Annotated in this window: 14 protein-coding genes and 4 pseudogenes; 6 read left to right on the top strand and 12 right to left on the bottom strand. The window is 42.3% G+C overall.

Features of this window, described 5'->3' with window-relative positions:
* Nucleotides 1-144: 144 nt before the first annotated feature.
* A pseudogene (locus LC586_RS36400) lies at nucleotides 145-945 on the bottom strand (tyrosine-type recombinase/integrase).
* Between the two features lie 191 nt (nucleotides 946-1,136).
* Here LC586_RS36400 and LC586_RS41310 point away from each other — a divergent pair.
* Together LC586_RS41310 and LC586_RS41305 are read left to right on the top strand one after the other, a co-directional pair.
* On the top strand, nucleotides 1,137-1,340 hold the full coding sequence (locus LC586_RS41310; RefSeq protein WP_306423326.1) for a helix-turn-helix domain-containing protein: 204 nt from the start codon (nucleotides 1,137-1,139) through the stop codon (nucleotides 1,338-1,340).
* Complete coding sequence (locus LC586_RS41305; protein WP_306423325.1) at nucleotides 1,324-1,596, top strand: zinc ribbon domain-containing protein; 273 nt, start codon at nucleotides 1,324-1,326, stop codon at nucleotides 1,594-1,596. The genes LC586_RS41310 and LC586_RS41305 overlap by 17 nt, the downstream gene beginning before the upstream one ends.
* 5 nt (nucleotides 1,597-1,601) lie before the next feature.
* Here the strand turns inward: LC586_RS41305 and LC586_RS36390 are convergent, their stop codons facing one another.
* From LC586_RS36390 to LC586_RS36370, 5 genes and pseudogenes are all read right to left on the bottom strand, one after another.
* Nucleotides 1,602-2,204, bottom strand: a complete 603-nt coding sequence (locus LC586_RS36390) for a hypothetical protein (protein WP_229490425.1) — start codon at nucleotides 2,202-2,204, stop codon at nucleotides 1,602-1,604.
* A gap of 214 nt (nucleotides 2,205-2,418) precedes the next feature.
* On the bottom strand, nucleotides 2,419-3,270 hold the full coding sequence (locus tag LC586_RS36385; protein ID WP_229490424.1) for an Rpn/YhgA-type helix-turn-helix domain-containing protein: 852 nt from the start codon (nucleotides 3,268-3,270) through the stop codon (nucleotides 2,419-2,421).
* Nucleotides 3,271-3,470: 200 nt separating this feature from the next.
* Nucleotides 3,471-3,842, bottom strand: coding sequence for a hypothetical protein (locus tag LC586_RS36380; protein WP_229490423.1), 372 nt, complete (start codon nucleotides 3,840-3,842; stop codon nucleotides 3,471-3,473).
* 254 nt (nucleotides 3,843-4,096) lie between these two features.
* Nucleotides 4,097-4,184: pseudogene (locus tag LC586_RS43125) on the bottom strand (trypsin-like peptidase domain-containing protein); the annotation flags it as partial.
* A gap of 65 nt (nucleotides 4,185-4,249) precedes the next feature.
* On the bottom strand, nucleotides 4,250-5,032 hold the full coding sequence (locus LC586_RS36370; protein WP_229490422.1) for an alpha/beta fold hydrolase: 783 nt from the start codon (nucleotides 5,030-5,032) through the stop codon (nucleotides 4,250-4,252).
* A 419-nt stretch (nucleotides 5,033-5,451) separates the two neighbouring features.
* Between LC586_RS36370 and LC586_RS40960 the strand changes: the two genes are divergently transcribed.
* Together LC586_RS40960 and LC586_RS36365 are read left to right on the top strand one after the other, a co-directional pair.
* Nucleotides 5,452-5,574: a hypothetical protein gene (locus LC586_RS40960; protein ID WP_267921790.1), complete on the top strand. Its 123-nt coding sequence runs from the start codon at nucleotides 5,452-5,454 to the stop codon at nucleotides 5,572-5,574.
* Between the two features lie 185 nt (nucleotides 5,575-5,759).
* Nucleotides 5,760-5,973 (top strand): annotated as a pseudogene (locus LC586_RS36365) (NblA/ycf18 family protein).
* 335 nt (nucleotides 5,974-6,308) lie between these two features.
* Here LC586_RS36365 and LC586_RS36360 read toward each other — a convergent pair.
* A complete protein-coding gene (locus LC586_RS36360) occupies nucleotides 6,309-6,944 on the bottom strand; it encodes a hypothetical protein (RefSeq protein WP_229490421.1) in 636 nt (211 codons plus the stop codon).
* A 61-nt stretch (nucleotides 6,945-7,005) separates the two neighbouring features.
* A complete protein-coding gene (locus LC586_RS36355; protein ID WP_229490420.1) occupies nucleotides 7,006-7,245 on the bottom strand; it encodes a hypothetical protein in 240 nt (79 codons plus the stop codon).
* Here LC586_RS36355 and LC586_RS41300 point away from each other — a divergent pair.
* Nucleotides 7,196-7,648, top strand: a complete 453-nt coding sequence (locus LC586_RS41300) for a calcium-binding protein (protein WP_309143429.1) — start codon at nucleotides 7,196-7,198, stop codon at nucleotides 7,646-7,648. The two genes, LC586_RS36355 and LC586_RS41300, sit on opposite strands and share 50 nt — an antisense overlap.
* 210 nt (nucleotides 7,649-7,858) lie before the next feature.
* Here the strand turns inward: LC586_RS41300 and LC586_RS36340 are convergent, their stop codons facing one another.
* Complete coding sequence (locus LC586_RS36340; RefSeq protein WP_229490419.1) at nucleotides 7,859-8,872, bottom strand: hypothetical protein; 1,014 nt, start codon at nucleotides 8,870-8,872, stop codon at nucleotides 7,859-7,861.
* Nucleotides 8,873-8,905: 33 nt separating this feature from the next.
* The gene (locus tag LC586_RS36335) at nucleotides 8,906-9,217 is read right to left on the bottom strand and encodes a hypothetical protein (protein ID WP_229490418.1); all 312 of its coding nucleotides are present in this window, start codon (nucleotides 9,215-9,217) and stop codon (nucleotides 8,906-8,908) included.
* A 90-nt stretch (nucleotides 9,218-9,307) separates the two neighbouring features.
* Here LC586_RS36335 and LC586_RS36330 point away from each other — a divergent pair.
* Nucleotides 9,308-10,216 (top strand): annotated as a pseudogene (locus LC586_RS36330) (DUF4351 domain-containing protein).
* 374 nt (nucleotides 10,217-10,590) lie between these two features.
* On the opposite strand, the gene LC586_RS36325 reads toward LC586_RS36330, so the two are convergent.
* Both LC586_RS36325 and LC586_RS36320 read right to left on the bottom strand, forming a co-directional pair.
* The gene (locus LC586_RS36325; RefSeq protein WP_229490417.1) at nucleotides 10,591-13,752 is read right to left on the bottom strand and encodes a plasmid replication protein, CyRepA1 family; all 3,162 of its coding nucleotides are present in this window, start codon (nucleotides 13,750-13,752) and stop codon (nucleotides 10,591-10,593) included.
* Between the two features lie 229 nt (nucleotides 13,753-13,981).
* Nucleotides 13,982-14,346: alpha-ketoglutarate-dependent dioxygenase AlkB (locus LC586_RS36320; protein ID WP_229490416.1), on the bottom strand; the 365-nt coding region annotated here is incomplete at its 5' end.

The following is a 14,346-nucleotide window of genomic DNA, read 5'->3' as shown; positions in this document are numbered from 1 at the left end:
TCACTGTGCCAACTCCAAAAGAAAATTCGGTACTTTTCAAGGAAGCGTTCATACCAATAAAATTGTCTCTTTTCTAAACTAAACTGTTTAGTTTGCCCCTGGGCGCAGCTTCCGTAACACTACCCCACATAGTGAGAAAACAAGTTATATATTCTTTACCAAGTTATCTAAAGCTGACTTAGCTACTGATTCGGCTCGTGAAGATGTAATTTTCTGGTAGCGTAAGGTAGTTTGGATATTTTCATGCCCCATCAGCGCTCGTAGCTCCTCAATCGCCATTAGTCCCACCCGCTCAGTCGCAAATGTATGGCGGAGGTCATGCAGACGAATGCCTTTCAGTTCATGGCTTTGGTTAATTACTTTTCTCCAATCAGCGCTCACGGCTTCATAACTTACTGGTGTTATGACTTTAGTTGTTGGGTGCTGGGCGGTGAATAATGCCTTGGATGCGGAGTGGCGATAATATTTGATATAGTCTTGTAAAGCAATTTCCGCATCTTCACGCATTAAACACTAGCGTTGTTTGTTACCTTTACCTACAACTTGGAACTTGCGTTGCTCCATATTTATGTGTGCTAGCTCTAAGGAGAGTAATTCTCCAATCCTGGCTCCACTTCGATGCAGTAAGCGGACTATTGTCTCCAGTCTGGCATTAGATTTTTTGACGTTTGTATACAAAATATCTAACTGTGATGGCGTGAGATAGCGTATTATCTCGTCTGTCTTGTGTTCTCCCCGTTCTCGTTCCGGTTTCCTGGGACTTAAACGGCTAGCTGGGTTTGATTGAATGTAGCCGGAATCTACAGCAAAATTAAACAGAGCGCTGATTATCGCTTGATGGCGATTATGGGTTGTGTAGTTTAAGTCATCTAAGCTTTGTAGATAATCCTTAAGTAGTTGACGGTCTACTAATTCTACAGGTGTTCCGCCATGCTCTTTGAGCAAAGATAGTAGCGTTTGCTCCTAAGATTTAAGTGTACTAATAGCTAATCCATCTCGTGAGAGAAATGCTGTAGCAACTTGTGCTAATGTAGTTGTCATATTTTACCTATTTTCGGACTAAAAGCAGTGTATAATTTTCAAAAAACAATATTTAACTAAGATAACTAAGCATATATTTTAATACATACTTCATCATGGATAACACCCCTCAACCCCAAGAATCGCTGGCAGAATACGTTAAAAGAATACGCACCAGTCTTTCGTTAAGTCAAACTGAACTGGCCCTAAAGGCAGGGATTCATCTTCAAAGTTTAGGTAAGATTGAACGAGGGATGACTACTAAGCTCAATAGCACTCATTCAGCGTGGGTTAGCCATCGCATTGCAGATTCCATCTGAGTACCTAGATGCGGTTGTTCGTGGTGTTGCTCTTGGGGCATCAGATGTTCTCAAATTTTGTCCCCACTGTTGGCAGCCTGGAACAACGCTTGAAGATATTTGGTTGTCGCCGCGCTCCAAGTTTTGTTTTTTGTGCGGGACTGGGTTACGTAATAGTTGCGCCTCGTGTAACGAACCGATTACGTCGGTGAAATTCCGCTTCTGTCCTTACTGTGGTTTTCCCTATAAGGAGTCTGTTAGTTCTGATGTGATTTGAAAATTTTAAAAGTCATTATCCGTTCTTGGAACTATAGATGGTGAAAACATTTTCAGTGATGGGTAAAATTCCAACCTTGCTGTATAATCATCTGTTTGAGATACTGATAGTTCAATTGTTTGCTGATTTTTTTCATCAAAAAGCAACTGAATTTGATAATTTGTCCAGAATTGGTCGCCTAGCTCATCTTCTAAATCAAAAAGCCGTTGTTCATCACCCCATATATTCGACCAAAGGACTATCTTATTAGCCCGAAAATGATTTTGACCTGTTGTATCTGTAATGACAAAATATGCTTCGACATTTAAATCAAATCCCAAGTCATCAACCTCTACCTCTGCTATTTGACAGTTAACCACTATCAAGGTATTGGGGTTAACGTTTACTACCTGCTGTTGGCGCTTTAATAATTCTTGAAGCACGAAATCAGGCAACAACTGGGAACTCTCCTCAATTACTTGTTTTTGAGTTTCTGGGGAGTAACGAGTTTTTAATTCTTGGGTGATTAAAGTTAAAATGTCTTCACTAGCTAAATTGACAACTATCTTTTTATCTGCGGGATTAAGGAAACATCCCGGACTAAGCTCAATGCGTTTTTTAATTGGCATAGTTCTCTAAAATCTTTTTGAACAGTTCATACTCATCTACAAATAAAGCGAAGGCAAGGAACAAATATTACCTCAGCTTTAGTGGAGTTTCAAGAGTAGAATGGGATAAAGGTGGGGTTTTTCGAGGCATAGAAGATTTATGCTTTTTTAAAGGTTTAAAAAACTCTTTCCTTCAATTGACACCTCAACGAGGATACACGAATGTCTACTGAGATTAAGTTCCTGGAGACACCTTTGCTTGTAACTGCTGTACTTGCTCCAATGTTAAACCTGTTACCCGTGTAATTACTTCAATAGCTAGACCCTCGTGCAATAAGTTCAATGCAATCTCTTCTCTCGTTTTTTGAGCGCCTTCCTGTTGCCAACTGGTTACAATCTCCATAATTTCCTCCTGTTCATCTAATCCCATTGTACTGATTGCCGCTTGAAAGACCTGTTTCTCAGTATCGTCGAGCCGCAAATACGTATCCACAAAGCCCGAAATCAATTGCATACGTGCTGGCGATAACTTTAACGTCGCCAGCAGTCGCAAACATTCTGCTTTTACCTGGGGACGTTCCTCACGGCGAATATTCATTTTTGACATCAGTGCTGCTGCTACCGGATTTGGCTGTGTGAGAAAATCTCGCCAACTTAAGCGATTTAATTGAATAGCTGCAAACTGAAATTCCAGCACCTTGAATTCGCCAAAGGTGACACGATAATTTTGAGATTGGGCCCGTTTGGGTTCATCAAAAGAAAAAATCACAACGGGATAAATCGCCAAATCATATTTTTCATGGAGACGCGCAAAATACTTAAACATCCGCTTCGCAAAGGCTGTCTCAGTATAGGACTGATTTTCAACGTGAATTAAAAAACAAGTATCTTGCTGCTCGAAGCGGCATTGAGCCAGTAAATCAATTTCCTTCTTTTCCCCAGAGGTGACATCAGTAAACACTTCTTGGGGTAAAAACTGAATGGAATCACGGTCTATTTGACTGACTACTTGAGGCAGGAATAAATCAAGAAACTCAACAAAAAACGTAGATAGTAATTCTTTGAAAAGACGATCGTGGTCAATCATGCTTTTTGTCTTTCCCTCGGATTATAATAATTATTATATAGAAATAGGCATTATTTTAGGCTATTAATTGAATCTACTTATAACAATTAATACCGAATGCCAGATATTAATTATTAAAAATTTATTAACTGGATTCAGAGGGAACTCGATGGATGGGCTGAGGTACGAAGCCCATCCTACCGCGCTTGAGTGCAAACGTCTTATTTCTGTTTGCAGCTTGCGGTAAGTTCTACATTGTAGAAAGTCCCTGGTTTGGGATTAATTGAACGCAACTCCTGGATAAAAGCATTAAATCTTGTATTGCTGATGCCGAAGCCAGCTTCAGCACAAGCAGATAAACCTCCTTCGATGGGAATAGGAAAACCATTCCTGGGACTATATACAATGAATTTATCAACAGTGCCAGTGCCTACCCCAAACCCAATAATCTGACGAACTGTTCTCAAAGCGGCATTATCTAAAGAACCACCAATACTGCCAATACTGATATTAACCGCACGACTTTCAGCAAAAGTCGGCGCAGTAATCGACAATACTGCCCCGACAATCATGAAACAGGTGAACTTCAACATTATCCTCGACTCCAAAAAATTGAAAAACTAATAATTAGGTTTCGACATGATTACTTCAGCATTAGGTCTTTCCTTTTCTGAAGAATGTTAATTTCTTAAAAATTCTTTATAAAATCGCCTTTGCAGACAGACCCCTGGCTGTCTAATCAGTATTTAAGGGCTTGAGACTCAAGCACAGTTAGAACTCAAGGTGTGGACATCTCCAATTTTGATGGAAGTCCCCAAAGCGTCGCCGCGATCTTTGCCAATAATTGCTGTGTTAACGCCAATTACTTGTCCTTGAGCGTTGAGCAAAGGCCCGCCAGAATTACCCAGATTAATTGCCGCATCGGTTTGGATAAAATCAAGGCGGAGGGCAGGGGGAACAACTGAGACTGAGCTTGTACTTTGCCCCAGTTCAAGCTGTATCAATATTGCTCAAGTTGACAAATAAAATCCAATATGAGTGATGTAAATTTCTCAGGATACCAGAGTCCCCATTCGTGGAAACCTTCTTCTACAGTAATTAATTTAGAGTCTGGAATAATTGCCGCCATTTTTTGAGCGTTACTTAATGGTGTAGTTAGGTCTTTTTCTGACCATAATAACAAACAGGGAGCTGGGATTTTTGGTAGCAGATGGTTGATATTTTCGTATAAAGAAATTAGCAATCCTTGAATGACATTTACTGTGTTGAACAACAAGTTGTAGGAGAAAACCAAAGGAATATCAACTAATTTCAACCTGAGTCTTGGGAGAAACAGTTGAGCGGTCATTTCGATTGCCCTTCGCGGGATCATCTCCGGTATAGATGGCGTAGGAATTCCAGTACTATCTATCAGAATTACACTTCTGACTTTTTGTGGAACAAGTGTAGATAAAGTAATGGCAATACCTCCGCCGAATGAGTGTCCTACTAGATGAAATTGTTGTAAATCCAAAACTTCCAGAAACGAAAGGAGACATTTGCTATAGCTAAGGTAATCGGGAAGTAGCCCAGAGTAAGTTGATCTCCTAAAACTAGGTAAGTCAGGAGCAATTATAGTATGGTGCTGTGCTAGTAGTTTCAGTACTTCTTGATAAGGCTCAGTAGAGATTCCCCAACCGTGTAGAAATAGGATAGGGATTGAACTCGACTCCAACCTACTTTGCTGATAAAAAATAGTGCAATCTTGTAAATCGACCCGATGATTAGTTAATTGGGATTTCAAAACCGCACCCTCATTCGCTATGACTTGGTAAATTATTTTTACTGTGATGTAATAGTAGCAATCCCACAGAGTTGAGGAAACTTTCTCAAGGATTATATAGGTATGACTTATACAAAGAAAGGAATTCGCAATTAAGAAATTTAAATTAGTAGCATTTTCAGAAATTGCATCTGTTGCCTAATGAAAGAAGAATTGGTATTACTGAATCATGGGGGAATGGCACGAAGACTCATGTGAAACCTTGTCAGGGCTATCTTGTTGGGGGTAGGGTATAGCTGAGTGTGTTTCAGACAATTAAATGCGAGTACGTCAAGCAGTTCAAGACATTCTTAATTCCCCACACCCGAACCTGCAACCCCGCACCCTTTCATCTAGGAATACCAGGGATATACGCTTTTCACCCTTACCCAAAGGAATAATTGTATCGCCCATCTCTTCTTTTGAGCGATGGCGCTGTTTCGCCCGCCGTAGGCGATCGCCAGCCGCAAGCAGAGGCTAAAAATGCTTTTAAAAACCTCAAACTAGGAAAATTGAGAACTTAGGTTTTTACTTGGGTTGCCATAATGGAGTGATATCAAGGTTTTCAGCAGCAGATACGGCATTTCTAACCTACGCTGGTACGGTTTACACCCCTTTGGTTTTTGTAAAGCTATCGTAACATTTATTTATATAAAGCAATATTTGCTTACATAAGCAAACCCAAATAAAAGAGTAAGTAATAAAAGCGATGAATCAACCCATTGAATTATCTTTAGAACAAGAATTTAGCCTTAGAACTTTCTCTGATCAAGTGCAGCAGATGTCCCGTGAACAAGCTCGCATTGTTTTTGCAGATGCTCTATAAGCAGATGATGATCAGAGAAAAGACTTACCAGGAATTGTTAAAGCAGGAGTTGAAACGAAGTTTAGATGCTCTATCCGGGTTTGAAACAGTAAACTAATTTCTGGACAAAACTATAGGAATCCGATTTGATTACTGAAATTATTTGCGTAGATAGGCAAAAGACAAAACGCAAGAGGCAACAGCATTCTAGAAGATTAGTGTACTGAGTTTTTTTCAAAAATCAAATAGGAGTCCTATACCTATACCTATACTTTACTGTTTTTCCAATTGTTCAATTCGTTTGTCTACATATTTCTTAGCCGTTCTTACCAATTAAGGATGGCAAGCAGCCTTTTTTCTGCCCTAACCGAGCTTAAAAACAGAGCATCGGAGTACTTATGTACAATGCCTAAGTCCTAATCACATCATATTTTCTACGCTTATTAGTCAAGTTTAAATATGTTCAGATGTTGCTGAACAGGCATCTTTATGTAAACTATCAAATTCCCATAAATTCCTACCCGGTAAAAATCTAGCTTTTATACTGATATAAGGCGGCTTGGTAAAGTCTTCAGGCATTGAATTGGGATTATTATTTGGCGAACCAAGAGAATCATCCCATAACAGAGGTACGTGTATGGGCTTCAAAATCGAGTTGCGTTTGAAGACATCCGATTTATTTAGATTTTCCGCCTTATCTTCCATATAATTTTTGAAAACGGTCAGGCATGGGGTTTTGCAACCTGGAATGAATTGCCATAATCCAGAAAGGAGAAATTCCAAATCTTTCAGTTCTCTAAAAAGACCATTTGGTTCATCACTTATCGATGACCAAGCAACAATCTGAAATTGAATATGTGGATCTTCTTTGCTTGGGTTATAGATGATATTTGGATAAACCAACAACCTTAAAATATTACCAGAGTTTTTTATTTCTTTTGCGATTGCTGGTAATGCTTTGCTGGGATTTTTAAAGAACACCTGATAGTTTTTATCCAAAACTGTCAGGGTGTAAGGTTTTTTGTTTAATATTAATTGACCATAAATAATACCGATTGCTTGAAAAAAATTGTCTGAAGTTTCTGTCATCACAATAGAACATTTACTGAGGTTGACTTTATTGAGATATCTGTACCTGTAACTGCTGTACTCACTCCAATGTTAGCCCTGTTACTCGCGCAATTGCATCAGTTGCCATACCCTCGCGCAGTAGATTCACTGCTACCTGTTCCAATGCTCGTTGAGCGCCTTTTTGTTCCCAACTAGTAACAATCTCCATAACTTCTTCCCTCTGTGTTAACCCCATTGTATCGACAACCGTTTGAAAGGCTTGTTCTTCTGTGACATCCAATCGCAAATACGTATCAACGAACCCAGAAATCAGTTGCATCCGCGCTGGATCTAATTTTGTTGAAGTAAGAGAAATGTCTCCAGCAGATAATTGTTCCCACGATATGTTCGTAGAAGTGCGATACGAAGAGGGAACCATTGACGCTATTTTTTCCGCACGTCTATCGGAAATTAACCTCATTGATGTTGACGAAGATTCTGTGACAAAAGTGATAGGGGAGTATAAAAAGCAAATGGTGAATAAAAAATGGGCAGTTAAACGATTGACAGTAAATCTCACGTCAACAGAAAGAGAGAAATTGTCACAATACTGTGCAAGAACAGGAAGACCCTTTAACGATGTAGTTCGGGAATTACTGCGTTCTTTAAAGGTTGATAGTGACGAAGCATCGGAAATTTCGCCAGACTCTGAAGTTTCAGAATTAACTGGGCTTCAAAAATAAGTCAATCAATGAAGCAATAGATATTACAGGACTGTTCACCTACACTCAACACTGAAATGATGCTTGAGGAATTAACAGTCAACTGATCTTATCAAATAGCAAATCACGCCATCCATTCAGTCCATTGCGGCGCATCTGTCACCAATTGAGCAAATTTGTCAGGGTCAAGATCCTCAAACTCCAGCATCACACCGCAACGCTCATCAATTGTCAGGGTACTAAGTAATTCCTTAACCTTGTCAACTCCATCCTCCACCCGCTCAATCGCCAATCGAGCGTAATATTTAACTCGCTCCCACCAAGAATCACTGAGTTCTGCCTCTGTGTCCATACCCCCCGATTATTATCTCCATCTTCATGTTTTGGGGGTGTAGACGGCGGATTAATTCCATACTGAGCCTGTATCCTAGCCGCATAAGCCGCCTGAAGCTCAAGTGATTCTTGCCGCTTCCGTTCCCTATCCTCCCGTTGCCTCTGCCGATAATCCAACACATTCTGGATAAACTCGACATCCTCAGTATTCAGTCGGTAATACCGAACCCTCTGCCCATCCTCCATTGGTCTTCTTGACTCAGTAGACAAACCCAGTTGCCAGAGGTACTGCCCCAAAATCCAAACTGGAGATTCCGATAGCGGGATGGTCAGATTAAGAATGCCTTTAACGTGAGATGCATTGCGTTTTGAGAAGTCAGCCAAAGCCTGAATCATCGCTTCATCGCCTTTAATCTCAACCCCAGCCATCAGATCCATCAGCACAGCCCTGAGTCCAAGCCGATGACGCATAAGCCACGCGGTAGAATGATTGCTCCAGTCAGTGCAAATGGCTAATCGCTCCCGTTCCGATTTATCGCGTTCGGCAACAATAGCCGGCGGTGGAATAAATTCTCGCCCCTGTTCATCAGTAATCATTTCCCCGGTTTGAGCAAGTATCGCCTCAAGTGCCACAATCTTTTTAATTAACCGTCCCCCGTCATCTTTCTCAACCAAATCCGGGGTTACGGACATCCCGTAAGTATCCTGTATGCGGAACTTCTCACACTCCAAAACCTCCTCCGGCTTGAGATAATCCTGATGCTGCCTACTGGTATAAGTTCTTCTATCAATATCTTTGGCATTGGCAACTTTGCGATAATGCTCCGAATCGATAGCAATACCACCCGCCTTCATCCACCGGGAAGTTCCTTCATCACCACCGTCGCCCAAAGGAATAATTGTATTCCCCATTTCTTCCAACAGCGATAACTACGTTAAGCTCCGCTAACGCAAATCAGACCGAAGATTATTGATAGACCAATTGCGCTGTGCTTCAATTTGGCAAGAAGCATCCAATGCCCAATCCTTCTCTGCACCACGTTTCCCTGTCTCGCGGTTAATGCGAATCAGAAAAGCGGTCATTTCATTCGTTTGGAGAATCCTTTCCTTGATGCGTCGCGCATTGGTTTCTGCATAACCAAATGGAGGACGTGGAGCCACCCAAACGTACATGGGAACATCAGGACGATACCGCCATAATTGCTGGGCGCATTCTGTAGCCGATTGCGAAACAGCGTGAAACACGTAACCGTTCACGGCTTAAATTTGAGGCGTGATTAAAATGGGTTGTAAATACAGATAAAATATTATTAATCACTTCAAATTAATTCTTAATAACCCAATTGAATGACTCGATTTGTACATGACGAATTTGCCAAAGATTATCTCGAAGAACTGTTAAAACCTTATGGGTAAGTAAAGTCATCATCAAAAATATCAGGAGAAATCAAAGAAATTGATGTATTATTTACTCCTTTAGCACAGCAAAGCTCTAATTTAGAAGTGCTAGGGCTACTGGGAAGATTTGCCGAATTTCCGGCAATATTAGAACCATTTCGCAATGCAGCTTCTAGTGATGAAATTTGTGATTGTATTCAAAAATTATTAGAAGTAAAAGCTCTCTTACGACGAGACGCTAAAGCGAATAAAACTAGACTCCAAGAGTCAGATATTCCGAAACTATGGGTTCTAACTCCAACTGCATCCCCAGCATTACTATCAAGCTTTAATGTTAATCAGAAATCGGGGTGGTTGCCAGGAGTATACTTTTTAGGTGATGCTCTACGGACAGCAATTGTAGCCATACATCAATTACCACAAACACCAGACACGTTGTGGTTAAGAATTCTTGGCAGGGGAAGTGTGCAGTCACAGGCGATTGTAGAATTATCAAAGCTACCATTGAATCACCCATACAAGCAAGTAACGCTAGAATTAGTTTACAACCTGCGCCAGAATTTAAGAATTAATCAAAATTTAGAATCAGATGATAGGGAGTTAATTATGCGATTAGAACCACTTTATCAGCAAGACCGCGAAAGAGCCAAACAAGAAGGGAAACAAGAAGGGAAACAAGAAGGACAACAGGATTTAATTATACGTCAACTAAATCGTCGTCTTGGTGAAATTGATGCGTCGTTGATTGAACGAGTTCGAGGATTATCTATTGAGCAATTGTCTATTATAGGAGAGGCGTTATTAGATTTTTCTGTAGTGGCGGATTTAGAAGTTTGGTTAAATCAGCAAGCGGGATAACAACATGACCCAGATATCCATTCCATAGAGCATGGTAGTATTTGGGGGTATTTATCCTGGCTTTTAAAATGGCAAGAACCGTGTTTCCATGATCATTTTATTGCGACTGTGGACAGAAATCGTATTTCTTTGAGAATACCGTCTCTGAGATGGGAAAAATGAGCAGAACAAAACTTGTCACTTTAAGCGACTCAGAAGATAACAAACACACAATTGTCTTTTTCAAGGGCAAGGCAATAGAGATTATTTGCTTCCAAAAGAGGAAACTGTACAATAACTGACTCACAATAACGGTTTTGATGGAATAGTGTACTACTCTGACCTACACAGCAAAAAGCCAATCGCACACCACAGACGTACAACCGCTCCCAAAGTTAACCCAAACCTGCCACTTGCCCGACGTATCCATTCCAAAACGGCTCCCCATCAGCCACCCCAATAGCCTCGCCAACCTTGGAGATTAACTCGCTGTAGGAAGAGCCAATACTGTCCAAGCCTTGCTGCAATTTCAGTTTCAGCCCTTTCCAGGTTTGTCCTTGGGGACTGGACACTACCTCTTCTAATATTTGGGAGGTTGTGTCAATGCCTTGTGTCGGTAACACTATATTATTGCTGCCTGACACCGACTCACGATTTAATGCTTCATCCCGATTTAACCACTGCCTAAAAATCGAATCACGCTCATCATCAGGGGTAACAAACTGGTAAACGCACTCCCGATTTTCACGCTTACCCAACCGACCAACGTAGTCCAACTTCAAATCAATCTTCGCAAGTAATTTCTGTGCGATCGCTATCGGTGTGTGCTTTTCAGAAATGGAAACATTCAAGTAATTCTTGATAACGTGCCGATGTGTTACAGCCAGCACTTTAAACTCGAGCATCTTCTCATCAGACCCCCGCAACTGAACGTCTGGTGTAATAAACTGTAACAGATTGAGATTTTCCAGTAACAACACAGCAGGTAATAACTGCCCCTTGTTAAAATCAGGCTTCCAAATCGAATTTTCCCCTGCTTCTAACTGCAATTTCGCCCGTTTAGCATCACGGTTCGTCAGAAATTCCCGCCCCAGTGTCAAATAATAGTGCATCCGCAGTTGAGGATACCACCCATCGTCATCTTTCTCGACAAGCTCAGGCGTAACTTCAACTTCATAGCGACGGGACAATTCAGCCTTGCGCTGCTGATGTCGTTCGGTTTTGGTTTTCGCCCTTTTGTCTTGCAGCTTCTTCAGTTCGGTTGGGGAGACTTCAACAGAATTAGCGATCGCTTTACACTCCGCAGTATACAATTGCTCACTTGCCGCCTTGACCGACTCGATTACTGCCCCGCTCTCATCATCCGATGCATCGTCGGCATCGATAACGGTGTACCCATCTTCGACCAAACCCGCAAGTACAGACTCTCGATAACGCCGCATTTCTACATTAATCACAGAACCACGCTTGCCCCAAGTCTGTAGGGATTCGGGCTGAAAATTTTGGTCAACAAAGCTGTAATCGTCATTGTCCGCCGCCGATAACAGTGCAATGTTCGCTTGTGTGGCGACGTGTTGACTTCTGAGTAATCCTCCTATGGATGTAGAGCCATTCCCTACAACCGACATCCCCCACTCTCTCACCCAAATGTGACGGTCAACTGTCTCCCTAACCCTTGCCAACATCTGCCGCACGGAGTTAACCGGCTGCACTCCCTGAAAAATCCCCCAAACAGCATCAAAGTGTCCTTCAATGTCGATGGATACCCCAGTTTCAAGACTGGGTGAGGCGATAACTAAATCATACTCGGTCAGAATTTCGTTCAGGTGAGAAATACACCCCATAGCAGCATGAGAGGGGTCTGCAACAGATTCGCTGTCAATTCTCAGTATTCGTAAGTGAGGGAATTTGCGACGAAAACGTTCCTCAAGTGCTTGGGTTCCCCATTTGGATTTTGCCTTCTGAGCAGAGCAGCAGAGTAAATGATGCCCACCTTTGGCAATGGCTTTGTCCAATGCTGCAATCAAATTCTTCGGGTTACTGCCAGAATAGTTGTAACAATTTCCAGCTACGTGCCGATAATTGTTGACGATGACGAATGGATTAACTCGATATTCTCCAGCGAGTGATAAAACATACTTTACATCTGTGTCAGAAACATCGGCACTTGATAGGTAAATCTTTCCCTGGCTACTCCCCAAAACATTCTGCACTAACTGCTTGAGGTTTTTTAGAACGGACACACGCCGCTTTTGCACTTCCGTACCAGAGTTAAGCAAATGCCAGAATACTTGGTCGCATTCATCAATAATAATCACATCATTTGACCAGTCATTAGGGTTGAATCGCGCCTGACTTTCCTGATGCAGCGAATCCACACACACCCCGTATCCCAACAATGTGCCTGTTTCATTCGTGCGGACTTCGGTAACATAGTTAACACCGAAGCGATTACACAGCGCCTCACCTAGCTGGATGCGATGGGTGATGATTAATACCCGTCTCCCTTGATCATGTGCTTTCGCCACCTCAGTTGCAAGCCATTCGGTTTTACCAGTACCTTTGGGAGCTTTGAGGATAATCAGTTTTTCACCTTCTCTTACGAGAAGCTGTCCGAGGAATCTTTGGTTAAGTGCGATCGCTGGCGGGTAAGTCAGTAGAGTGAACAGCTTAATCTCCCACAACTCCAGTGCAACGGCAGTGTTGTAGAGTGCGTCAAATGCTGGCTGACCCTTGGCGACGATAAAATCATCAACCCCTTTCTCTTGGCCAAAAGGTAAATCAATCACCCGCAGCGAACAGCCCTCATTTACCAGCAGCCGTCCCATGCGACTGATAGCAGTTCTCACCCGTTGGATAGTCTCAGGTTTATTGTCCTGGTCAAAGCAGATGTTAACCTGTCTCCCCTGTGTTGCGAAATGTTTCAAGTCTGGAATCAGAGAGGGTTTACCAATAGCAGTACCGTACTCATCAGTAGGTGTGCGGTATCCAGCATTGACACCGGGGATAGCGATCGCAGCATAACCCGCAGTCAATAATGCCCCCGCTTTTTTGACACCTTCGACAATTGTCACTGGTACGTTATGTTTCCAGACCCAGTGCCAGAAACCCCCAGGATGTTGTAAGTCCTCTTCGGTGATGGGAATGCCGCAACGTAGGGAAACTTTCACCCAGATGCGATTCGGTACTAAGAGGAAGAAGGCGCGTGTCTCTTCTCTGTATGGGTGTTCGTACTTGATGAACTTGTGGATCTTTTGGCGATCGCGTCGGGGATGGTCGGGTTTGAAGCAGCCCCACATCATTAGGGCGTAGTTGTTGAGGGGGTCAACTCCACTGCACCACCAGCCGCCTAACTCAATGTGCTGGTATTTCTTCAAGTCCCTGTCTCTGAGCCGTCCATCATTGCGACGGGAGATTTTGGGACTGTAGAGCAGATATTCGTAGGGTAACGTCCCGTAGAGCGATCGCCCATTCAGGTGAAAGATTTCTTCGTCAACCCCACTATTTAACCATTCTTGTTGATGTTTGCCTTGAGAATCGGTTTCGATTATATTCATATCCCCTCCAGTATTTTGAAGCAATGCAAAGCTTGGGGTATTGAGTCATACCGCCTTTTAGGTTAGTTACGTAGACACAGATCAAAGAAACGTAGTTTTCAGTTCAGCAATCAACAGGACTTGTATTGGTAGTTGTTTTTTTCGTCCTGTTGACTGCTTTTTAACCGGGACAAGTAGTACACATGAACTAAGAAACTGTCATTTTACATGATCACTGGCCTTGCCAGAATCATCTCCGTCCTTCAGTGTGTGGTCGGAAGGTGAGATTGATACGGGTGCTAACAACTTTGTTGGTCTTGGGAACCTGATGCAGATGTGTAGACTGACAACTCCTGTGCATCACGAGTAAACTGCCGTGTTCCAGCCAGAAATCCGTTGGTCTGCCGCCGATGGGTTTTATCTGAAACTTGCGACATGACCCCAGGCTGACTGATGCAATCGCAGGGTTAAATCCCATCGATGGCTCTTTGTCTGCGTGATTAAACTCAACGGAATTGTCACCAACTCCGTTGGTCTTCAAAACCGTGCATGAGACTTTCACCTCACACGGCTCCTCAATGATTTGACGCTTGTCATGCGTACCTAACACCATCT

The sequence above is a fragment of the Nostoc favosum CHAB5714 genome (genome assembly GCF_020829495.1).
Taxonomy (GTDB): Bacteria; Cyanobacteriota; Cyanobacteriia; order Cyanobacteriales; family Nostocaceae; genus Nostoc; species Nostoc favosum.
This window is presented reverse-complemented; position numbering and strand designations above follow the sequence as displayed.